We start from the raw sequence: 22,082 nt of genomic DNA on the forward strand, positions 1-22,082 counted from the left end.
TGCACCGTGCACCGTGCACGGAACGCGACCGGACGCCGGACGGGAGGCCCGCTGCCAGCCCGCAACGCGCCTCCCGGCCGCACCGTGCGCACGCCGTCGCCCCGTGCGCGGTTCACCGCTGCGTGCGGCGCTGCAAGCGCGCACCCAGCCGTCAACGCTGCACCAGGTGACGCACCGTGCACCGTGCTCGGGACACGCGACCGCCGGCACCGCGCCTCCCGCCCGTCAGCGGCGAGCGGCTACGGCCAGCTCGGCTCCGTCGCCGGCATGATCGACAGCTCGCGGATCTCGCAGCCGGCCGGCTGCGACAGCGCGAAGACGATCGAGTTCGCGACGTACTCCGGCTCGATGAGCTGCGCGTCCGGACCGGGCTTGTACTGCTCGGTGCGGTCGGCGAAGAAGTTCGTGCGCATCCCGGCGGGGATGATGTTGGTGACGCCGATGCGACCGGCGGTCTCGGCGGCCAGCGCCTGCGAGAACCCGCGGACGCCGAACTTCGACGCCGAGTACGCGGTGCCGTCGCCGACGCCGCGCAGGGCGAGCGACGACGAGATGGTGACCACGCGGCCGTGCGTAACCTCGAGCGCGGGCAGGGCGGCGCGCACGGTCGAGGCGGTGCCGATCAGGTTGACGCCGACGATCTGCTCCCACTTGCCGGAGGAGATCGCGTCGATCGGGGCGGGGGTGTCGATGCCCGCGGCGGTGACGACGGCGTCGAGGCCACCGTGGCGCTCGGCGGCGTCACGGACCGCCTGCTCGACGGCCTCGGTGTCCGAGACGTCCACGGCGACGGCGTCGACGCCCTCGGGCACCGCGTCGATCCGCAGGTCGAGGACGATCGGGGTGCCGCCGGCCTCGGTGACGGCGGCCACGACGGCGGCGCCGAGTCCGGAGGCGCCGCCGGTGACGAGGACGCGGCCGATGGGGGTGGTGGGGACGGGCATGGATGTCCTTTGCGTAGTGGAGCGGGAAGTGGTCGAGCAGGTGCGGGACGGCGAGCGGACGCTCAGCCGACGCGTTCGATCGCGGCGGCGAGTCGGGTGGTCGACCGGCCCGGGTGGAACGGCACGGTGACGACGCGGCCACCCCACTCGGCGAGGGTCGCCGTCTCGGGCAGTTCGCTCGCGGTGTAGTCGCCGCCCTTCGCCCAGACGTCCGGGCGGAAGCGGCGCAGTGCCTCGTCGGGGGTCGACTCGTCGAACACGACGACGGCGTCGACGCAGTCGAGCGCCAGGAGCAGCTCGACCCGGTCGTCCTGGCTCATGATCGGCCGGTCGGGGCCCTTCAGACCGCGGACCGACGAGTCCGAGTTGAGACACACGACCAGGCAGTCGCCGAGTGCACGGGCGGCCGACAGGGTGCGGGCGTGCCCGGCGTGCAGCAGGTCGAAGCAGCCTCCGGTCGCGACGACGGTGCCACCGGCACTCCGGACGTCGTGCACCAGGCGCATCGCGTCCCGGTCGGCCCCGGGCACGGCGAGCGGCGCGGGGCCGTCATCGGCGAAGAGCGCGGTGACGCCACCGGCTGCCAGGTACTCGGACGCGGCGACCACACCGGCGGAGACCGCGTCGGGGACGTCCGCCCCCGAGGCCAGTGCGACGGCGACGCCCGCGGCGAGCCGGTCGCCGGCTCCGCAGGGGTCCCCGGCGCTGACGGACGGCGCGGGCAGGAAGCGGCTGTCGCCCTGGGCGTCGGCGAGGAGCGCACCGCGGTCGCCCATCGTCACGGCGACGGCACCGGCCTGCCACTGTTCGACGAGCCGGGCGGCGGCGACGGTCGCGAAGGGCACACCGTGTCCCTCGACGTCGGTGAAGCGTCGCGCCTCGGCCGCGTTGGGGGTGGCGACGGTGGTGCCGGGGACGGGGGCTGCGCCCTTGGGGTGCGGGTCCCAGACCACCGGCAGGTGCTCGGCCGCACGGGTGAGCGCATCGCGGAGGGCCGGCGCGGCGGCGACCCCGCGGCCGTAGTCGGCGACGACGATCGCGTCGACACCGTCGAGCGCGGCGGTCATCGTCTCGGTGGCCCCGGGGACGGGCGGGGTCGCGCAGCCCTCGTCGATGCGCACGAGGGCATGGTCGACGACGCGTACGCGGGTCTTCACGGGGGTGGGGACACCCGACGGCCCGGCGACGATCGTGACGTCGGGCAGCAGGTCGCGGATCTCCTGGGCACGACCGTCGTCGCTCAGGACGGTGACCAGGGTGACGTCGTGGCCGTCGCGGGCGAGCATCGTCGCGACGAGTCCTGCGCCACCGGCGCGGCGGTCGTCGGTGGCGACGTCCACGACGGGCACGGGCGCGTCCGGGCTCAGCCGCTCGCTCGTGCCGGACACGTCGACGTCGAGCAGGGTGTCCCCGACGACGGCGATGCGGAACCGCGGGGCGGCGGCACGGCCAGCGGCACCGCCGGCACCCCGACCGCCGACGGCTGGAGCGGCCCCGCTCATCGCCGACCCCCGCGACGCAGCGCCGGCTCCATCGCCTTGCACAGCGCGTGCACCAGGACGAGCTGCGCCTCCTGCACGTTGGCGGACGGCCCCTCGATGCAGATCGCGTCGTCGACCAGGTCGGCGAGCGGGTTCGGCCCGGATCCGGTCAGTGCGAGTGACCGCGCGCCGACGGCCCGTGCGGCCTCGGCGGCGCGGAGCAGGTTCGGGCTCTTGCCGCTCGTCGACAGCAGGACGAGGACGTCACCGGCCCGGGCGTGCGCTGACACCTGGCGTGCGAAGACCTGGTCGTAGCCGTAGTCGTTCCCGATCGCCGTCACGGCTGAGGTCTCGGCGTGCAGCGAGATGGCCGAGTACGCGGGCCGGTCGCCCTCGAACCGGCCGGTGAGCTCGGACGTCAGGTGCTGGGCCTCGGCAGCCGAGCCGCCGTTGCCCGCGGCGAGCAACCGTCGACCGGCAACGAGCCGCCCGGCGATGTCATCCGCCCAGGCGGCGATGTGGTCCTTGTGGTCGACGAGGGAGGCGATCACGGGGACCGACGCCGCGACGTGGTCGACGACGACGCGTGCGCTGTCGGTGACCGCGCGGTCCTCGACCCCGGTCTGCTGGTCGATGGTCATCGTGCGGTCCTCTCCGTCGGCTGCGCGGCACGGGTGACCCGGCCGGCGTGGGTGGTACGCGAGCGGGCGGCGGTGGGCACGGCGGTGCTGGCGGACGACGTCGCGCCGGCGAGCAGCCGCTCGTAGACGCGCTCGCTGTCGGCCGCGACCTTCTGCCACGTGTAGCGGGACTCGGCCCGCTGCCGTCCGGCGCGGCCGTACGCCTCACGGCGCTCGGGGTCGTCGAGCAGGGCACCGACGGCCTCGGCGACCGCGCGCTCGTCGCGCGGCGGCACGTGCAGACCGGTGGCGTCCTCGACGACGGTGTCGATGAGCCCACCGACGCTCGACGCGACCACGGGGCGGCCGCAGGCCATCGCCTCGAGCGGCACGATGCCGAACGGCTCGTACCAGGGGGCGCAGACGACGACGTCGGCGCTCCGGTAGACGGGCGGCATGTCCTGCTGCCCGAGCTGCCCGCGGAACGTGACGTGGTCGCGCACGCCGAGTGACCGGGCGAGCGCGTCGAGGCGCTGGTACTCGGGGTCGTCCACCAGGTCGGCACCGGCGACACCGGCCCCGCCGACGACGACCAGTTCGACGTCACGGCCCTGTTCGACCAGCGCTGCGAGTGCGGCGATCGTCGTCCCGACGCCCTTCCGCTGCACGAGTCGTGACGCGGTGAGCACCCGGAGCGGACGGTCGCGCTCCTCGACGGGGCCGTCCGGACGGAAGAGCGACACGTCGACCCCGCACGGCACGACGGAGATGCGGTGCAGCGGGACGCCGAGGGTCTTGAGTTCGAACGCCTCGTCCGAGCAGGTGGCGACGACCTGGTCGACGCTGCGCCCGACGGCGGGTTCGACCCACTCGCGCTCGGTCGGGCTGGTGTCCGCGGCGCCCTGGTGCCGACGCTTCACGACGCCCAGGGCGTGGAAGGTCTGCACCACCGGGATCCGCACGCCGCCGGTCCGCGCCTGCACCTGGGTCACCGCGTCGAGCGCGGCGTGGCCCGACATCCAGAAGTGCGCGTGCACCACGTCGGGACGGTCGAGGAACCACTCGGCGGCGAGCACCGACGCGAACGTCCCCATGAACGGGAACAGCTCGTCCTTCGGGACGGCTCGGGCGGGCCCGGCGTCGACGTGCACGACGTCCACACCGGGACGCAGGGGCTCGCGGACCGGCTGCGACGCGTCGTCGCGCCGCGTGTAGACGGTCACGTGGTGGCCGCGGTCGGCCAACGCAGCGGACAGTTCGGCGACGTGGACGTTCTGTCCACCGGCGTCGACACCGCCGAGCACGGCGAGTGGACTCGCGTGCTCGGACACCATGGCGATCTTCATCCGAGGCTCCCTTCGAGCGCGGCTGCCGCCGCACGGTCCCGTCGCGCACCGCGCGCGACGGCGTCGTCGAGCAGGTCGTCCCAGTCGGCCAGGAACCGACCGAGCGCGTGCCGTGCGAGCACGGCCTCCCGCGCCACGAGTCCCCGTCGACGCGCTTCGTCCGGGTCCTCCAGCAGGAGCCTGGAGGCCCGCACCAGCTCCTCGACGTCGGTCGCGATCGCCCCGGCCTCACCAGGGACCGTGCGGGCTGCGTCCGTCGTCGCCAGCACCAGGACCGGCATGGCCATGTGCATCGACTCGATGAGCGACAGGCCGAGCGAGGTCCAGCGGTTCGGGTGCACGTAGGCCCGCCGTTCGGCCAGGGCCGCGTGCATGGGGTCGGCCTGGACGTCGCCCCGCGCGACCACACGGTCACCGAAGCCGAGCTCCGGCAGCCGTTCGGTGCCGATGCCCCAGACGTCGACCGGGGCGACCTCGGCGAAGCGGGGGAGCAGGTCGGTGCCGACGACACGGTTGCGCCGGACGGGTTCGTTGATGACGACGCCGAGCCGTTCGAGCGATCCGGTGTACAGCGGGCCGGGGTCGACGACGCCGTGCTCGACGACGGTGGTCCGGGTGGTGCCGCAGTCCCACATCAGGGCGTTCCAGTGCGTCACGTGGGCGATCGTCAGGTCGTCGCGGTCGCGCATCGGGTGCAGGCTGTCCGGCACGTCGACCCGGGGTGCGTTGTGCTCGACGAAGACGATCGGGACGTCGCGGCCACCGAGCAGGCGGCGGGCTTCCTCGAGCTCCTCGGTGCGCTGCAGGACGACCACGTCGACCTCTGCCTCGGCGACCTCGGCCGGGTCGATCTCGATCGCGGAGTCCGGCCAGGCGCGCCCGCCGCGGCCGAGTCCCCAGGCGTCGCGCGCCGGGGTGGTCGGGATGAGGTACTCGTGCTGGCCGCGGACGAAGGCGTCCATCCAGCCGCCGTGCACGTGCCACACGAGGATCCGCATGCGGGGCCTTCCGGTCGGGTCGAACAGGTCACTCCTGGCCGCTGCCGGAGCAGCAGCAGAAGGAGCAGGAGAAGCAGTGGCGCACGCTACGCAGCGCCTTCTGGGCCGCACCGCAGACTTCTCCGATCAGTCCGCGAAACGCGGTCGAGCAGCCGTTCGTGGGCCGCCAGGACGTCCTCGATGCGCACTCCGGACAGGCAGGGGTGGCCGGGGACGGGGCACTCCCGGGCACGGCTCAGACGGCACGGTGCGGCCTGGTCGCCGAGCAGTTCGACGAGCGGTGCGTACGGCGCCCACTTGACGGCGGGGACGACGGGCGAGAACAGGCTGACGATGGGCGCTCCGACGGCGGCGGCGAGGTGTGCCGGGCCGGTGTTCCCGACCACGACGACCTCGGCTCCGGCCAGCACGGCGGCGAGTTCGGCCGGCGTGGTGCGTCCGCCGAGGTCGATGCCGGTGTCGCCCGCCACGGCTGCGGTGAGCGTGCGTTCGCCGGGGGAGCCGGTGACGAGGACGGGGACGCCGCGCTCGGCGTAGGCGGCGACGAGCGCACGGTGGTGCGACTCCGGCCACGACCGTGCCGGGACGCTGGCTCCGGGGTGGACGACCACGTAGCGGTCGAGGCCGGCCACGGACGGGGGCAGGACGGCGTCGTGCCGCACCGCGAGCCTCCCGTCGTCGTCCGGCGGCAGCCGGAACCCGGCCGCCTGGGCGATCCGCAGCGCGCGCTCGGGTTCGGGGAGGTCCTCGGGCAGGTCCTCGCCGGGGCGCAGCCGCACGTCGAGCAGGGAGCCGGGGTGGTCGACCGATGCCCCGGACACCCGGGGGACCCCGGCCAGGCGCAGGAGCAGCGCGAGGGGCAGCGGCGACTGGTGGAAGGACGTCAGGACGACGGCCTCGTCGGGCTGTTCCTCGGCGATCAACGCGCGGAACCCGGCGAGCAGGGTGTCGTCGATCGGGCGTGCGGTCTCGGTCACCCACGGCGCCGCCCACACCCGCACCCGGTCGATGCCGGGCAGCAGGTCGGCGGCCGGGGCACCCTGCGGTCCGCACAGCATCGTCACGTGCGCGGCCCCGGCGGCGACCGCGCGGACCGCGGGCCCGGCGACCAGGACGTCGCCGAACGAGTCGAGCCGGGCGACGAGGACGCGTCGAGCGGCGCTCACGCCCGGTCCGCCACGCTGCCGACGTGTTCGAGCACCAGGGTGACGGCCTCGTCCAGGTCGGCGGCGACGGTCTCGGCGGCGTCCACTTCCTGGCGGCGGGTGCGCGGGGTGGGCACGAGGATGCCCTGCGCACCGGCGTTCCGGGCGGCCTGCACGTCGGCACCGATGTCGCCGACGACGACGATCGACTCCGGCGGGATGCCGAGCCGGTCGGCGGCGTCGAGGACCATCCCGGGCCGGGGCTTCCGGCAGGCGCAGTCGTCGCCGGCGTCGTGCGGGCAGACGCACCAGACGTCGAACGGGCCGACGAGCTCGTCGACCCGGGCGTTGGTGGCGTCGACCTGCTCGCGGGTGGCCATGCCCTTGGCGATCACCGACTGGTTCGTGACGACCCCGAGCAGCATCCCGGCGGCGCGTGCCCGTTCGACGGCGCGGCGGGCTCCGGGGACGGGGACGACCAGGTGCGGGTCGGCGTTGTACGGGACGTCCACCACGAGGGTGTCGTCGCGGTCGAGGAGCAGGCCGCGGATGACGCGGTCCGGTGCGAGGGGCATGCTCCGTGACTACCGGTCGACGGCCGGGCACCGCCCCAGGAAGCGCCACGGAGCGCGGTCCCGGCAGCCCCGTCAGCGTGGCGGGTCTACCGTCACGGCGGTGACCGCCCTCGAACGCCTGCCCGACTCCGACGGACGCCCGGAACTGCTCGTCCTCCGTGCCATCAAGCTCGGCGACCTGCTCGTCGCCGTCCCCGCACTGCACGCGCTCCGCCGTGCCTTCCCCGACCACCGCATCACCCTGGCCACCACGGCGTGGCTGGCGCCGGTCGTCGAACTCGTCCTGGCGGTGGACGTGCACCTGGCCCAGCACGGTCTCGACCACCCGATCGGGGTGCCACACGGAGCCGTCGACGTCGCCGTCAACCTGCACGGCGCCGGCCCGGAGTCCTCGGACCTCGTCGCCGCGCTCGGCCCGCGCCGGGTGATCGGACACGCCGACCCCACCCACGACTACGAGGGCCCGGAGTGGCCCGACGGCGTGCACGAGCGCGACCGCTGGGCGGACCTGCTCACGTGGCACGGCATCCCCGCGGACGCGACCGAGGTGCACATCGACCGCCCCGCCGCGCCCCCGGTGGTCGCCGGCGCGGCCGTCGTGCACGTGGGGGCCTTCCACGGTGCGCGGCACTGGCCGACCGACCGCTTCGCCGACGTGGTGCGCGGGCTCCGGGCGCGCGGTGCCGACGTGGTCCTGACAGGAGGCTCGGACGACGTCGTGCGCGCCCGTGCCGTCGCCGACGCGGCCGGCCTGGCGCCGGAGGCGGTCCTGGCCGGCACGCTGGACCTGCAGGCGTTCGCCGCGGTGATCGCCGCGGCGCGGCTCGTCGTCACGGTCGACACCGGTGCTGCGCACCTGGCGACCGCGTACGGGGTGCCCTCGGTGGTGCTGTTCGGCCCGGCACCGCCCGAGGCGTGGGGTCCGCCCGCGACCGGCCCGCACATCGTGCTCACCGACGCCTCGGTGCGCCGCGGCGACGTCTTCGCCGAGGACCCGGACCCGGCCATCCTCGCCGTCACCGCGGACGACGTGCTCGGCGCAGTCGACCGGCTCCAGGTGACCGCTCAGGCGACCGAGCGGTAGCGTCGACCGAGAGCCACCCGGACCTGCCGGTTGCTCGGAGGGAGTCCTTCGTGTTCGAAGCCGCGAACATCCGTGACTGGATCGGTCTGCCCGTCGTCGACGAGGCCGACGACAAGGTCGGCACGCTCGAGAGCATCTACTACGACACCGCCACGTCCGAGCCGGCGTTCGGTGCCCTGACCACCGGCATGGTCGGGTTCCACAAGCTCGTCTTCGTCCCGCTGTTCGGCGCGACCGTCGCCCCGAAGCACCTGCGCGTGGCGTTCCCGAAGAAGCTCGTCAAGGACGCACCGTCGATCCCGACCGACGGGGAACTCGACGCCGCCAACGAGCCGGTGCTGTTCCAGCACTACGGGCTGGAGTACCGCACCGGCAGCGGTGGCGAACGCCGACTCGGACGCCGCTGACACCGTCCCGCGCCACCGCCCGACCCGACCGACCGATCCGCCGCACCCGCCCGGAGGCCGCAACTGCTCCGCACCGCCCGTACGACCCTGCTCGCCGCCCTGGCAGCGGTGGCCGCCGTCGGGCTGGTGGTGGCAGGGGTCGCGGCTCCGGGTTCGGTGCAGCCCGCCTCGGCTGCCCCGATGTGGCCCGTCCCACAGCCCTACCCGGTGCCGGACGACCCCGCCGAATCGCTCGCCGACCTGCCGCCGGGCAGCGAGTACGTCGCGCTCGGTGACTCGTACTCCGCCGGGTACGGGCTCGGCGATCGCACCCGACTGCCCACGAGCGCGTGCGTGCAGTCGGCCCGTGACTACCCGCACCGGCTCGCGGCACGGTTCGGCCTCGACCTGACCGACGTCACGTGCGCCGGCGCCACGAGCGAGGACGTCACGACCGGGCACCAGTTCAACGGCGTCCCACCGCAGATCGAGTCACTGTCGTCGCGCACCCGGCTCGTGACCCTGACGATCGGCGGCAACGACGCCGACCTGTTCGGCACCGCCGCGTCGTGCCTGGCGATCTCGGCCGACGGCCCGGTGTTCTCCGGACGTGACGCGCCGTCGTGCGAGAGCACGCTCGTGCAGGACGGTGAGGACCAACTCAGCGCCAAGATCCAGTCCCGGGTCGCGCTCGGGATCGCCGACACCCTGGCAGCAGTGAAACGGGCCGCACCGAACGCCGTCGTGGTGTTCCTCGGGTACCCGGCGATCTTCCCGGACACCGAGCACACCCCGGCGAAGGGCTGCTTCCGCTCGGCGCTCGACCTCGGCACCCTCGCCGGGTCCTTCCCGTCGGACACCTTCCCCTTCACCGACGACGACGTCGCGTACCTGCACGGCGTGCAGGAGGAGCTCGACACCGTTTCCGCTTCCGCCGCGGACGCCGCCGGAGTCCGGTTCGTCGACGTCCTCGACCGCACCGAGGCCCACTCGGCCTGCGCCCCGGCGGACGAGCGGTACGTCGCGGGCGTCAGCCTGACCGGCTCGAGCGACCTGCGACGCATCGACCTGCAGGCCGGCGCCCTGCACCCGAACGGCCGCGGTGTCGCCTACCTCACCGACCAGATGGCCGACGCGATCCGGGAACTCGCCGGCTGACCCCTTCCGGCACCGCGCTGTCCGGGTGCGCGGCCGGCGGGACGACGCAGACCGGTGCGGCCGTCTCACGCACCACGTCGTGCAGCAGTGCGCCGGACAGCACCCGCACGTGCCCCCGTCCGAGCACCACGAGCGACGCCCGCCGGGTGCGCGATGCGATTGCGTGCCCCGGGTGTCCCTCGACGAGCAGCGGCCGGATCCGCACCGCCGGGAACCGCGCGGTCAGGTCCTCGGTGACCCGCTGCAGCAGTTCGGCGTTCCGGGCGCGCCACCGCAGGGGGTCCTCGGCGAAGTCGGTGAGCCCGGTCCTGGTCAGCACGGGCATCTCCCACGCCCGCAGCAGCGTCAGTCGGCGGTGCAGCCGGACGGCCTCGCCGACGGCGATCGAGACGGCGCGTTCGTCGTTCGGTTCCTCGACGGCCAGCACCACGTCGCCGTCGATCGGGTGCGGCCCCTCGGGGACGATCACCGTCGGCACGGCGGCCCGGACCGCCACGCGTGCCGGGTCGCCACCGGCGGTCGAACCCCGCCGGCTCCGGAACGTGCCGATGACCAGGAGGTCGCCCCCGTCCGACTCCTCGACCAGGGCGGTGGCGAACGGCCCCGCGTGCCGGTGCACCTCGACGGTGACCCCGGGCAGGGCGGCGCGGGCGGCCTCGGCCAGACGGTCGGCGACCGGTCGGGGTCCCTCGATCGCCGGGTCCGCACCGATGATCCGGATCCGCTCGATGCCGTTGCCCGCACGCGACACGATCCACCGCAGGGCCTCGTCGTGCGGCATCGCGGCGTCCGCGGCCAGCGTCACCGTCGTCCATCGTTCGTCCATCCCGATCGGCCTCCTCCATCGCAGGTCCTCCGGGGGCGTCACACGGCGCTCCGTGCGCCACACGGTACTCCCGGCGCGGGCCGGGGAACCGGCGGTGGGCCCGGCCACGCCGGGTGGTGCGCGGCGCGGCGGCGGTGACCCGGGCCTCCCGGCAGGTCCTTGCGTAGTCTCGGGCCGTGGTCGTGAGCGCCGGACTGTTGCTGCACCGGACCGGTCCGTCCGGGCCCGAGGTCTTCCTCGCCCACATGGGTGGGCCGTTCTGGCGGAACCGGCCGCGTGCCTGGTCGATCCCGAAGGGCCTGGTCGAGGTCAGTGAGCAGCCCGACGTGACCGCGTTGCGAGAGTTCGCCGAGGAGATCGGCGTGCCCGCACCGGTGGGCGCCGCAGACCTGACCGACCTGGGGGAGTTCCGGCAGGCATCCGGCAAGCGCGTGCGCGTCTTCGCGGCCGCGGCGTCGGGGTTCTCGGTCGACACCGTGCGGAGCAACACCGTGCGGCTCGAACTGCCGCGCGGGTCGGGGCGGTTCGTCGAGGTGCCCGAGGTGGACGACGCGCGGTGGGTCGGTGTCGACCAGGCGCGGGAGCTCGTGGTGGCCGGGCAGGTGCCGGCGCTCGACGCCCTGGTGGCGCTGGGCTCTTGACGCACCGTTCGTGTTCGTCGAGGGGTCACGAACCGTCGTCCGGCGGGCCTCCAGCCGACACTTCTCGGCCACTCGACGATCGGCGCGCGGCATGTCGTGACCACTCGGCGGGACCTTCTTGCTTGTGTCGTGCCCCGGACACGAGCCGCGCCCGCTGGATAGTCTGAGGGGGTGTCGGGTTCTCCGGCGCCACAGCGGGGGAGCACACATGCGGCGCTGGCGCGCGGTCACGGCAGGGCTGACGGCCCTCGCACTCGGAGCAGGACTCGCGATCGGCGGCGCGACCAGTGCGTCGGCGGAGCCGGTCGGCAACTGGGGGACCTTCACCCTCAGCGGAGCGAGCCGGGCCTACACCGGCACGATGACGCTCGATGGGTTCCCGGAGACGACCTTCACGTCGGACTCCCGGCAGTCGACCGTCGTCAGCGGGGCATCGACCTGGCAGTCGGCGTCGACCCCGTCGGGCGCGGTCTACGGGACGAGCCGCGGCACGACCTACATGAACCAGCGGCCGAACGTCGACTCGCCCACGACCGGGGCATCGACGACCACCTACACGTTCGCCGAGCCGACGCCGGGTGCCCAGAGCTGGTCGTTCGTGCTCGGCGACGTCGACGCCGACTGGGCGACCATCTCGGCCACCGTCTCCGGGGGTGGCGCCGCGACCGCGGAGCAGCTCGGCTACGTGAGCTCCTACAACTCGTGCTCGGCCGCCGTCGCCGGAGGGCCGTCGTGCACCGCCGACCCCGACGGCACGACCGGCCAGGACCGGCCCACCTGGGACCCGGCCACCCGGACCCTGAGGGGCAACACCGGCGCGGTCGACACCGCCGGTGCCACGGCCTGGTTCACGCCGACCGTGTCACTCACCAGCGTGACGATCACGTACCAGCAGCGCAGCGGGTTCCCCTTGTACCAGACCTGGTTCGCCAACCGCACCGCCGCGATCACCGGCACGGCGACCCTCGACGGCGCCCCCATCCCCGGGGCGATCGTCCGCGTCACCGCTCCGCGCGGCACCGTCTCCACGACGACCACCGACCCCGACGGCACCTACGCGTTCCCGCAGCTGCCGGTCATCGCGAACTACCGCGTCGAGATCACCCCGCCGGACGGCGCCGAGGGCCCGGACCAGCCGACCAGGGTCTCCCTCGCCCAGGCAGGCTCGCCGGGCGGCGTGGACCAGCAGGCCGACTTCGCGTTCACGTCGCCGGAGGACACCGTGTCGGTCATCGGCACCGTGGTCGACGAGGACGGCCGACCGGTCTCGAACCTCGAGGTCGTCATCACCGACCCGGACTCCGGGGACGTCCTCGTCGACACCACGACGAACAGCGACGGCGTCTACACCGGCTCGGACCTGCCGGCGGACACCGACCTCGACGTGTCCGTCGCCGACGAGCCGCCCGTGACCATCACGACCGGCGACGTCGACGCGGCACCGGCAGTCCCCGACGAGATCGATGTGCCGGCCGCCGTCGTCGCGACGGTAGCGGGTGCGGTCTCGCTCGACGGTGCATCCGTGCCCGCCGGCGCGGTGGTCGAGCTCGTCGACGGCACGGGCGCCGTGGTCGCATCGACGGAGACCGATGCCGACGGTCGCTACGTCTTCGCCACCGCGGCGGGCACGTACACCGTCCGGACCGAACGTCCCGAGCCGGGGGCGACCGGGGCGACCTCGAACACCGGTGTGACGGCCGTCGCCGGCGAGCGTGCTTCGTCCGACCTGCCGTTCGCCTCCGCAGCAACCGCAGCCGAGGTCACGACCGACCAACCCGGCACGGTCGTTGACACAAACGGCGAGCCCGTTCCGGACGTCGAGGTCGTCGCGGCTCCGACGGACACGCAGTCCGGCGATCCTGTGTCGGTCGTCACGGACGACGACGGTGCTTTCGACCTGACCGGCCTGGAGCCCACGACCGAGTACGTCGTCTCGGTCGACGTCGAGGGGGCCGAGGCGGCGACCGTCGTCACCCCGGAGTCCGGGGCCGCGACGCCGCTGGCGTTCGTGGTGCGGGCAGCGGCCGGTCCGGCGCCGGCTCCCGCTCCGTCGCCGTCGCCGTCGCCGAGTGGCTCTCCCTCGGCGGCTCCGACCGGCCCCGCTGCCGGCTCGGGCTCTGGCTCCGCACCGGTCTCGGGCCAGGGCGACGCGGGGGACGGTGGACCGCTGGCGTACACGGGCGCGGACCTCGGCCCGGGTCTCATCGCCGCCGGGGTGCTCGTGCTGATCGGGGCGGCCCTGCTGACCTACCGCGCGGTGCGCAACCGCCGCCGCACGGACCACTTGCAGGACTGACCGCGCGGCGGGCGCAGTGGCGGTGGCGGTGGCGGTGGCCGCACAACACGCCGCCGGCGTCCGCCGAGGGGTCACAAACCGTCGCCCGCCGACCCGCCAGACGACAGTTCAAGCACCCCCGACGCCCCACCAACGGCATGTCGTGACCACTCGGCCACCGACCACCCCGCCGACCCACCGGCCGGACGACCCGCCAGCGCTACCGGGTCCGCGTCCGCTGCCGCTGCACCGACCCGGTGACGACGCCGATCGACCCCGTCACCGTCTGGATCGCCCGCCCGACGACCGGCACCGACGTGGTGACGACCGCGAGCGACGACGTGATGGCCTCGATGGACGAGGTCGACAGGTGCTCCTGCGCGTGCGAGTGCACCGGGAACCCACGCCGAGCCAGCACGACGACCCCGAGCGCCCCGACCAGCACCGCGGCGCCGGCGAACGGCAGGTACTGCAGCCCGACGATCCCGAGCGCCTGCCCGCCGAACGCCGCACCACCGGCGATACCGATGTTCGACGCGCCGTTCACCAGTGCGCCGGCGATGTCGGGGGAGACGCCTCCGGCGCGGATCGCCGCGGCCATGAAGAGCGTGCCCGTGGTGCCGTTCGCGGCCATCCAGACGCCCGCGACGACCATCGTCCCGATCAGGGAGCCGTGCACGAACGGCATCGTCGCGAAGGCCACGGACATCACGGCGACCGAGGCGATCAGGGTCTGCCGGGGCGCACGGTCCACGAACATGCCGGCCAGCCAGAGCCCGACGACACCGGTGCCACCGAGCACGAGCAGCGCCCCGCTCACCATGCCGGCATCGAGCCCGGCGTCGATCGCGTACGGCCCGATGTAGGTGTAGACGACGTAGTGCCCGGCGAAGAGCAGCATGTCGGCGATCACGACGGACAGCAGCCCGGTGCGTGCCCAGGCCTTCGGCGATCCGATGTGCGGCGACGAGGCGCCGCGGACGGCGGGCAGGAACAGCAGGGCGACGATCGCGAGTGCCGCTGCGGCGACCCCGACGGAGAACACGGCCTGGCGCCAGCCGATGTGCTGCGCGACCCAGGTCGCGAGGGGCACGCCGAGCACGAACCCGAGCGAGCTGCCGGAGTACACGAACGCGATCGCGCGGCCGGCCAGCCGCGGCGGCACGATCCGGGTGGCGTACGCCGAGGCGACCGAGAAGAACAGCGCGTGCGCGATGCCGCCGACGACGCGTCCGGCGCACACCACGGCGAAGGACGGGGCGAGCGCGACCATCAGGTTCGACACGGTGTAGCCGACGAGCGTGGCGACGAGCACGGTCTTGCGCGGCAGCTTCGCGGTGAACGCGGTGAGCGGCAGCGCGAGGATCGCGACGGCGGCGGCGTACACGGTGATGACGATGCCCATGGTGGCCTCGCTGACGCCGAGGTCGGCGCTCATCGTGCCGAGCAGCCCGACGGGCATGAGCTCGGTGGTGATGGCGAAGAACGTGGCCAGTCCGAGGACGGCGATGCCGACGATCGACTGGCTGGTGACGGTGATCGGCCGCGTGTGGGTCGACACGGCCGAGGTGGTGGTGTTGGTGGACACGCTGCTGACCTCCTCCGAGGCACGGTGGAGCGCGCGACGGTGCCGATCGTTCTGACGGCGGTGACCTGGAGGGTCTGCGGGGCGCGCTCGCTGGCGGATGTGGATGATGTGGGTACGACTCCACGACGAGTGCGCTCACCCAGTGTTGCACGATGGAACGTCTCTCGCGAGGGCATCCAGCACATTTGTCGGAGCGCTCCAACGAAACACTCAGCTCCCGACCGCTCGCTCAGTACTCGTTCGTCACCCGACCCTGGACCCCGCCCCCGCGCAGCTCGATCGTCAACGTGCCGCTCCTGGACTGCGCCGACATCGACACTGAACCGTGCAACGCCGCCTGCCGCGGGAAGCACGCCGTCGACGACTCGATGCGGTCCGCCGTCGCCACCAGGCAGATCGTCGACCGGTCCGTCCCGATGCCGGCCCAGACGTTCCATGGGGTCTCGGCGGTCCCGCCGTCGAGCGCCCGGTTCGTGAAGACCAGTCGCGTCGTGTGCAGGCTCACGGGCGCCGCGACCGGCCCCGGCAGCTGGTCGGCGTACGTCTGCGGCACGTCGAGCAGCTGCTCGAGCGTCACCGTCCCCGGCGTCGGCGTGACGCTCGGCGCGGCTGCGACGTCGGGCTGCGAGGTCCCGACGAGCGTCCCGGCCGCGAACGCCACGCCCACCGCCGCCGCCGCGCCGCCCGCGATCCAGGCGCGTCGTCGCTCCGTCCACAGCCACCGACGCCACCGGGTGCGAGCGGTCGGCACGGCCTGGAGGCCTGGCTCGCCTCCGCCGTCACCCCGCGCCTCGTCGACGTGGTCGCCCCCACCGCCGTCGGTCGGCTCCGGCGCGTCGGCTGCAGCGGGCACGGCCGCAGCGCCGGCGGGCGCGGGTACAGAAGCCGGCACTGGCCCGGCCACGGGCCCTGGACCCGACCGCGCTGCGGACGGGGCCGACGTGCGGGCCGGTCCCGGGCCTCCCGGCAGTGGATCCCGTGCCGTCGCGACCGGGCGCCTGCGCGGTCGCTGTCCGCGCTCCAGGTCCTGCAGCGCGATCCGGGCGCGCGCCGCGTCCGCCGGGCTCGACCCTGCTCCCCAGGCGACGGCTTCGAGCCGTGCCCGTTCCGCTGCCACGTCGTCGTGGGCCATGCGCACTCCCGCTCTGCCGGTCGCGTGGACAGGTCCATCGTGGCACCGCCCGGCCGTGCGCGCGCACCCAGAACGAGGGAGTAGGCGTGGTGCATGAGCACCGACCCCACGCCGCAGCACGACGCCGACGCCGAGACCCTCGAGCCGCTGAGCCACGACACCCAGTCCGGCGAGGCCGACTACGTGGCGACCAGCCCCGGCGGGACCGGCACGGAACGCCACGTGCCGACCGCCGACGAGGAACAGGGTCGCGGCACCGAGTACGACCCGGTCGACCAGGGTCCGCAGCAGGAGGGCCAGGGCGGCTAGCGGACCACCCGGCGCAGTACGGCGCGTTCCCCGTACGTCCAGGCCGCACTCGTCACGACGTAGAGCGCGGCGGCGAGCGGTGCGATCGCCGCGAACACGACCGTGACGAACGGCACGTACCGGCCGACGGCGACCGTCGCGGCGGCCCCGGGCGTGCCGGGCTCCGGCGCCGCCACCGGGTTCCAGTGCAGGTTCGACCGGCGGCTCAGTTCGACGACGACCGCGAGCACCGCCAACAACACCAGCACCACCCAGGCGTGCACCCACAGCGGCGACGTGAGCGTGACGATCAGGGAGTGCCCGAGCGGGACCCCGACGAAGGTGGCGTCCAGCAGGGCGTTCGCGGTGCCGCCGATCGAGGCGTGCGTGAACAGGGCGTAGACGAGCGACACCACGGGTGCCTGCGCGAGGACCGGCAGGCAGCCGGCCAGCGGCGAGACCTTCTCGTCGGTGTAGAGCTGCTGCATCGCCCGCTGCAGGCGCTGGGTGTCGCGGCCGTACCGCTCCCGGAGCGCCGCGAGCTGTGGCGCGAGACGCCGGCGGTCCCGTTCGGCCCGCACCTGCAGCACGGACAGCGGCACGAGCACCAGGCGGGAGGCGAGGGTGAGGAGCACGACGGCGATCGCCGCGGCGAACGAGCCGGCGACGGGGGACAGCGCCGCGGTGAGCGCGGCGACGAGGTCCGCGCCGCCGTGCAGCAGCGGGCCGACGAGGGGCAGGGTGGACAGGTCCATGACGGTTCCGATCGGTGGTGGGTCAGCGGGGTGCGCGTGCGGCCCGGCCACCGGTCGGTGGTCAGGCCGGGGTCGCGACCCCCGGTGCCCGCGAGCGGACGTGTCCGTCGGCGTCGGGGTGGCTCCACCCGATGCGGGTGACCAGGTCGGGCACGGCGGTCGGATCGGACATCGACGTCGATCCGACGCCGATGACGGCCGCCAGCACCGCGACGAGCAGGCGCGCGACCACCACGGTCACGGCGACCGCGGTCAGTCCGAGCGCCGCCACCGCCAGCAGGGGCAGGACCCCCGCGGCGGGGTCACCGAGCACCAGCGCGGCGGTGGCGCGGAGCACGAGCAGGACGGCGGTCATGGTCCGTTCAGCGTAACGCCCGCGTGCCGTCGAGGACCGGAAGGTGCGGCGGGGGAGGATCACGGCATGACCGCAGGTTCGCCGAGCACCCCAGCGACCGTCGCGCTCGAGGCGGCCGGGGTCCCGTACACGCCGCACGTGTACGAGCACCTCGAGAGCGCCACCAACTTCGGCGAAGAGGCTGCCGCCGCCCTCGGCCTCCGCGAGGAGCAGGTCTTCAAGACCCTGGTCGTCTCGGTCGACGGCGCACTGGCGGTGGCGATCGTGCCGGTAGCGAACCGGCTCGACCTCAAGGCCATCGCCGCGGCGGTCGGGGGCAAGAAGGCGACGTTGGCCGATCCCGCCCTCGCCGAGAAGCGCACGGGCTACGTGGTCGGCGGCATCAGTCCGGTCGGCCAGAAGACCCGGCTCCGCACCGTGCTCGACGAGTCAGCACTGTCGTACGCGAGCATCTTCGTGTCCGGCGGACGTCGCGGCTTCGACGTCGAGGTGGCGCCGACCGACCTCGCACGGATCACCGAGGCGGTCGCCGCACCCATCGCGCGGACCTGAGTCGAGTCGCCGCAAGTTTTTTCGGCACCCGGGAATGACCCGGGCCCTCCTGCGTTGCATTGAGCCGAAGGCACTCAAGTTCCCCAGGAGGTCCCTTTGCCAGAGACGTTCGGCCCGACCGGTAGCAATGACTCGTTCGACGAGTTCCTCGCCCGCCTGCTCGCGGCACAGCGCACCGGTGACCAGCAGCGCGTCCGCGCGTTCGGTCGACCGGTCGACATCACCCGGCTGCTCAGCCGCCGGACCCACGAGCTGCTCCAGCACACCGCCGAGTTCGCGGTCGCGCAGGGGCAGCGCGAGATCGACGCACAGCACATCCTGCACGTGCTCGTCCGCACCGAACCGTTCGACGCCGTCGTGCGTTCCGCCGGGGTCGATCCCCAGCGACTCGCCGAGGAGATCGAGCAGCGCCTGCCGATGGCGCACGAGCCGCTCGCCGAGCAGCCCGGCCGCCCGGCGCTGACCGGCACCGCCCAGCGCATCCTCGTCGAGGCGACGCAGGCCGCGCGGGGCTTCGGCAGCACCTACACCGACCCCGAGCACGTCTTCTTCGCGCTCGTGATGGACCAGGAGACCGTGACCGGCCAGCTGCTCGCCAGCGCCGGGATCACCCCGCAGGTCATGCAGGACTACGCCCAGCAGGCCGCGGCAGCAGCACGAGAGGGGCACCCCATGCCAGGAACCGCTGCGACGACCGGAACGGCCGAGTCCGGTTCCGACAGCGACACCCCGACGCTCGACCAATTCGGCACCGACCTGACCGAGCGCGCCCGTGACGGGCACGTCGACCCGGTGATCGGCCGCGCCGACGAGATCGAGCAGACCGTCGAGATCCTGCTCCGCCGCACCAAGAACAACCCGGTGCTGATCGGTGCGCCCGGCGTCGGCAAGACCGCGATCGTCGAGGGCCTCGCCCAGCGCATCGTCGACGGCGACGTCCCCGCCCTGCTGCAGGGCAAGCGGGTCGTCGCGCTCGACCTGCCCGGCATGCTCTCCGGCACCCGCTACCGCGGCGACTTCGAGGAGCGCCTCACCACGGCGATGGACGAGATCGCGGCGCACGCCGACGAGCTCATCGTCTTCGTCGACGAACTCCACACCGTCGTCGGCGCCGGTGGCGGCGGCGAGGGCGGCTCGATGGACGCCGGCAACATCCTCAAGCCCCGGCTCGCCCGCGGCGACCTGCACCTGGTCGGCGCGACGACGCTCGACGAGTACCGCCGGATCGAGAAGGACGCCGCGCTCGAACGTCGGTTCCAACCCGTCACGGTGGGGGAGCCGAACGTCGAGGACGCCGTCGCGATCCTGACCGGCCTCGCCCCGCGCTACGAGGAGCACCACGGCGTGGCCTACACGCCCGAGGCACTCCGCGCCGCGGTCGAGCTCTCGCACCGCTACGTGACCGACCGGCACCTGCCGGACAAGGCCATCGACCTCGTCGACCAGGCCGGTGCACGCCGCCGCCTCGCCCTGTCGGGCGACGTCGACGTCGAGGCACTGCGGGCCCAGGTCGCCGACCTGACCGCCCGCAAGGACCGCGCGGTCGCCGAGGAGCACTACGAGGAAGCGTCCGACCTGCGTGACGAGATCGTCGGACTGGAGGCCCGGATCACCGCCGCCTCGTCGGCGGACGCCAGCCAGACCTCCCGTCCGGAATCCGCGGACACGTCGATCACGGAAGCCGACATCGCCGCCGTGGTGTCCCGTGCCACCGGGATCCCGGTGACCCGACTCGGCTCGGCCGACAAGACGCGGCTCGCCGCGCTCGAGTCCGAGCTGCACGACCGCGTCGTCGGCCAGGACGACGCCGTGCGGGCGATCGCCAAGGCGGTTCGGCGCAGCCGGACCGGCATGGGCGACCCGCGTCGTCCGGTGGGCAGCTTCCTGTTCCTCGGACCGACCGGCGTCGGCAAGACCGAACTCGCGAAGGCCCTGGCGTCGTCGCTGTTCGGTGACGAGTCCGCCATGCTCCGCTTCGACATGAGCGAGTTCGGCGAACGCCACACCGTGTCGCGCCTGGTCGGTGCCCCTCCCGGGTACGTCGGCCACGACGAGGCCGGCCAGCTCACCGAGCGTGTCCGTCGCAACCCGTACTCGGTGATCCTGCTCGACGAGGTCGAGAAGGCCCACCCGGACGTCTTCAACCTGCTGCTGCAGGTGCTCGACGACGGCCGGCTCACCGACGGGCAGGGGCGGACGGTCGACTTCCGGAACACCGTCGTCATCATGACGTCGAACATCGGCTCGGAGTTCCTGGCCTCCCGCTCGGGAGCGCTCGGGTTCTCCCCGGTCGGTGCCACGGACGGCTTCACCGAGGACGACCTGCGGGCCCGCGTCATGGGCAAGCTGCGCGAGGTCATGCGGCCCGAGTTCATCAACCGCATCGACGAGATCGTGCTGTTCCGCAAGCTCGACCGGTCCCAGATCGCGTCGATCGTGTCCCTGCTGCTGCAGGACACGGCGCTCCGGCTGGTCGCACAGGACATGGTCCTGTCGGTGTCCGACGCCGCGGTCGCCTGGCTGGCCGAGCACGGGTACGAGCCGGAGTACGGCGCGCGCCCGCTCCGTCGGCTCATCCAGCGCGAGGTCGACGACCGCATCGCGACCCTGGTGGTCGAGGGCGGGGTCACCGCGGGCGACACCGTGCGGATCGACGTCGAGGGCGACTCCCTGACGGCGAGCGTCGCGGAGCACGCCGCGGTCTAGTCCGCTCGCACGCACGCCGGAGGCCCGGTACCGATTCGGTACCGGGCCTCCGGCGTGCACCGTGCGTGCTCCGTGCGTGCTCCGTGCGTGCTCCGTACGTGCTCCCTCACACGGTGCGAGGTTGCCCGCACCGTGCAGGCCTGCGATCCCGCACCGAGCACGCAGGCTGCCACCGGTCCGCAGACAGCGCACGGTGCAGCCGGCAGGCCCGTCTCCGGTGCACGACGGGAACTCTGCACGCAGCTGGCGAGTCGGCGCGAGAACACGAACCTCGCACCGTGATCGGTCTGTTCGGGAATGCAATTCCAGACGTTTTCCGACAAAGGGGTTGCGCTCCGATTTGCGGTGCCGATAGTGTTCACTCGTCGCGAAGGGTCGAACATTCGGCCCGGACGACTCCACCAGCTCGAGACCGAAAGGGGGCCGACCATGATGATCGCAACGACCACTCCGTTCCGCGGAATCCGTGGACGCGTCGGTTCCCCGTCCCGCGTCCGCTGACCCGGAGCGTCCCACTCTCCTGACATCTGTGCCTCCGGGCACCCTGCGCTGAGCCGCTCTGGCTCGTGCAGCACCGATTCGTTCGTCCACCGAACGGCTCGACGGCACGTCGATGCGTCCCGTCCGATCTGTACGGACGACGCCGGAAGAATGTCGGTGGGCAGTGCGACGCTCTCGGTGTCGACGCGCATTCCGCGATCGTTGTCCGAACATTTCCGGACCATCCCGGAGTGCATTCTCACGCATTCAATTCTCGCTGCCCGCGATCCGGGCGGTTTCGTCATGCCCGGCACCCGGGCAGCTCTGCCATGCCCTGAAGGGGATCACCGTGTCCACGAAGACCACCACCCGTCCACCCGATACCCGCGCGGTGCGCCGCCGGGTCTCACTCGCCGACCGCATCGCACTCCGCGTCGGGATGTCGCTCATCATCTGGAGCCGACGCACCCGCAAGGAGCGGCCCGAGATCGACCTCGCCACGCTGGCCCGCCTCGAGCGGGAACGCCGACAGCGCGAGACCGACTGGATCACCCAGGGCGCCGCGATGCGGATGTGGCGCTGACCGCAGGCGCTGTCGCCAGCACTGTCGTCGGCACTGTCGCCAGCACTGTCGTCGGCGTCACGCACGCACGGTGCGTCCTTCCGGAGCCCGTGCGGCCTGAACGGCTCGGTGCGAGGAAACAACCTCGCACCGAGCCACCTTCGGTGAACCGTCCGACGGAACCC

21 protein-coding genes are annotated in these 22,082 nt (G+C 73.4%); 9 read left to right on the forward strand and 12 right to left on the reverse strand.

Going from position 1 to position 22,082, the window contains the following annotated elements; genetic code table 11:
- Positions 1-239: 239 nt before the first annotated feature.
- The 7 genes from ITJ50_RS15970 to ITJ50_RS16000 all read right to left on the reverse strand — a co-directional run bounded on the left by ITJ50_RS15970 (position 240) and on the right by ITJ50_RS16000 (position 7,109).
- Positions 240-944, reverse strand: coding sequence for an SDR family oxidoreductase (locus ITJ50_RS15970; protein WP_159556278.1), 705 nt, complete (start codon positions 942-944; stop codon positions 240-242).
- A 62-nt stretch (positions 945-1,006) separates the two neighbouring features.
- Positions 1,007-2,446, reverse strand: a complete 1,440-nt coding sequence (locus ITJ50_RS15975) for a PfkB family carbohydrate kinase (RefSeq protein WP_228500336.1) — start codon at positions 2,444-2,446, stop codon at positions 1,007-1,009.
- A complete protein-coding gene (locus ITJ50_RS15980) occupies positions 2,443-3,066 on the reverse strand; it encodes a D-sedoheptulose-7-phosphate isomerase (protein WP_017887382.1) in 624 nt (207 codons plus the stop codon). Before ITJ50_RS15980 ends, ITJ50_RS15975 begins: the two co-directional genes overlap by 4 nt.
- Positions 3,063-4,391, reverse strand: coding sequence for a glycosyltransferase (locus ITJ50_RS15985; protein WP_194590913.1), 1,329 nt, complete (start codon positions 4,389-4,391; stop codon positions 3,063-3,065). The genes ITJ50_RS15980 and ITJ50_RS15985 overlap by 4 nt, the downstream gene beginning before the upstream one ends.
- Positions 4,388-5,389 (reverse strand): glycosyltransferase, encoded by a 1,002-nt coding sequence (locus ITJ50_RS15990; RefSeq protein WP_071250741.1) that lies wholly within the window; start codon positions 5,387-5,389, stop codon positions 4,388-4,390. Before ITJ50_RS15990 ends, ITJ50_RS15985 begins: the two co-directional genes overlap by 4 nt.
- A gap of 86 nt (positions 5,390-5,475) precedes the next feature.
- A complete protein-coding gene (locus tag ITJ50_RS15995) occupies positions 5,476-6,555 on the reverse strand; it encodes a glycosyltransferase family 9 protein (RefSeq protein WP_194590914.1) in 1,080 nt (359 codons plus the stop codon).
- The gene (locus ITJ50_RS16000) at positions 6,552-7,109 is read right to left on the reverse strand and encodes a D-glycero-alpha-D-manno-heptose-1,7-bisphosphate 7-phosphatase (protein WP_017887379.1); all 558 of its coding nucleotides are present in this window, start codon (positions 7,107-7,109) and stop codon (positions 6,552-6,554) included. The genes ITJ50_RS15995 and ITJ50_RS16000 overlap by 4 nt, the downstream gene beginning before the upstream one ends.
- Before the next feature lie 100 nt (positions 7,110-7,209).
- Between ITJ50_RS16000 and ITJ50_RS16005 the strand changes: the two genes are divergently transcribed.
- From ITJ50_RS16005 to ITJ50_RS16015, 3 genes are all read left to right on the forward strand, one after another.
- A complete protein-coding gene (locus tag ITJ50_RS16005; RefSeq protein WP_194590915.1) occupies positions 7,210-8,193 on the forward strand; it encodes a glycosyltransferase family 9 protein in 984 nt (327 codons plus the stop codon).
- Positions 8,194-8,243: 50 nt separating this feature from the next.
- A complete protein-coding gene (locus ITJ50_RS16010; protein WP_017887377.1) occupies positions 8,244-8,600 on the forward strand; it encodes a PRC-barrel domain-containing protein in 357 nt (118 codons plus the stop codon).
- Between the two features lie 180 nt (positions 8,601-8,780).
- Entirely contained in the window at positions 8,781-9,737 is a 957-nt protein-coding gene (locus tag ITJ50_RS16015; RefSeq protein WP_194590916.1) for an SGNH/GDSL hydrolase family protein, read from the forward strand.
- On the opposite strand, the gene ITJ50_RS16020 is transcribed toward ITJ50_RS16015, so the two are convergent.
- Positions 9,694-10,563 carry a universal stress protein gene (locus ITJ50_RS16020; protein WP_017887375.1) on the reverse strand — a complete coding sequence of 290 codons (870 nt, stop codon included), beginning with the start codon at positions 10,561-10,563 and terminating at the stop codon, positions 9,694-9,696. The genes ITJ50_RS16015 and ITJ50_RS16020 overlap by 44 nt on opposite strands.
- 176 nt (positions 10,564-10,739) lie before the next feature.
- Here ITJ50_RS16020 and ITJ50_RS16025 point away from each other — a divergent pair, with 176 nt between their 5' ends.
- The gene (locus ITJ50_RS16025) at positions 10,740-11,204 is read left to right on the forward strand and encodes an NUDIX domain-containing protein (RefSeq protein WP_194590917.1); all 465 of its coding nucleotides are present in this window, start codon (positions 10,740-10,742) and stop codon (positions 11,202-11,204) included.
- Positions 11,205-11,412: 208 nt separating this feature from the next.
- Positions 11,413-13,500, forward strand: a complete 2,088-nt coding sequence (locus tag ITJ50_RS16030; RefSeq protein ID WP_194590918.1) for an MSCRAMM family protein — start codon at positions 11,413-11,415, stop codon at positions 13,498-13,500.
- A gap of 199 nt (positions 13,501-13,699) precedes the next feature.
- On the opposite strand, the gene ITJ50_RS16035 is transcribed toward ITJ50_RS16030, so the two are convergent.
- Both ITJ50_RS16035 and ITJ50_RS16040 read right to left on the reverse strand, forming a co-directional pair.
- Complete coding sequence (locus tag ITJ50_RS16035; protein ID WP_194590919.1) at positions 13,700-15,067, reverse strand: MFS transporter; 1,368 nt, start codon at positions 15,065-15,067, stop codon at positions 13,700-13,702.
- A 229-nt stretch (positions 15,068-15,296) separates the two neighbouring features.
- Entirely contained in the window at positions 15,297-15,920 is a 624-nt protein-coding gene (locus tag ITJ50_RS16040) for a hypothetical protein (RefSeq protein ID WP_194590920.1), read from the reverse strand.
- A gap of 372 nt (positions 15,921-16,292) precedes the next feature.
- On the opposite strand from ITJ50_RS16040, the gene ITJ50_RS16045 reads away from it, so the two are divergent.
- Positions 16,293-16,508, forward strand: a complete 216-nt coding sequence (locus tag ITJ50_RS16045; RefSeq protein ID WP_017887371.1) for a hypothetical protein — start codon at positions 16,293-16,295, stop codon at positions 16,506-16,508.
- Here ITJ50_RS16045 and ITJ50_RS16050 read toward each other — a convergent pair.
- On the reverse strand, positions 16,505-17,242 hold the full coding sequence (locus ITJ50_RS16050; RefSeq protein ID WP_194590921.1) for a YidC/Oxa1 family membrane protein insertase: 738 nt from the start codon (positions 17,240-17,242) through the stop codon (positions 16,505-16,507). The genes ITJ50_RS16045 and ITJ50_RS16050 overlap by 4 nt on opposite strands.
- A 61-nt stretch (positions 17,243-17,303) precedes the next feature.
- Positions 17,304-17,597 carry a DUF6412 domain-containing protein gene (locus ITJ50_RS16055; protein ID WP_194590922.1) on the reverse strand — a complete coding sequence of 98 codons (294 nt, stop codon included), beginning with the start codon at positions 17,595-17,597 and terminating at the stop codon, positions 17,304-17,306.
- Between the two features lie 66 nt (positions 17,598-17,663).
- On the opposite strand from ITJ50_RS16055, the gene ybaK reads away from it, so the two are divergent.
- The 3 genes from ybaK (at position 17,664) to ITJ50_RS16070 (ending at position 21,918) form a co-directional block, all read left to right on the forward strand.
- A complete protein-coding gene (gene ybaK, locus ITJ50_RS16060; RefSeq protein ID WP_194590923.1) occupies positions 17,664-18,149 on the forward strand; it encodes a Cys-tRNA(Pro) deacylase in 486 nt (161 codons plus the stop codon).
- Between the two features lie 96 nt (positions 18,150-18,245).
- On the forward strand, positions 18,246-20,855 hold the full coding sequence (locus tag ITJ50_RS16065) for an ATP-dependent Clp protease ATP-binding subunit (RefSeq protein WP_194590924.1): 2,610 nt from the start codon (positions 18,246-18,248) through the stop codon (positions 20,853-20,855).
- 829 nt (positions 20,856-21,684) lie between these two features.
- The gene (locus ITJ50_RS16070; protein ID WP_140448051.1) at positions 21,685-21,918 is read left to right on the forward strand and encodes a hypothetical protein; all 234 of its coding nucleotides are present in this window, start codon (positions 21,685-21,687) and stop codon (positions 21,916-21,918) included.
- The last annotated feature ends 164 nt before the right edge of the window (positions 21,919-22,082 follow it).

Origin of the sequence: Curtobacterium sp. VKM Ac-2889, from assembly GCF_015350855.1 — a bacterium.
In the GTDB taxonomy this organism is placed as follows: domain Bacteria; phylum Actinomycetota; class Actinomycetes; order Actinomycetales; family Microbacteriaceae; genus Curtobacterium; species Curtobacterium poinsettiae.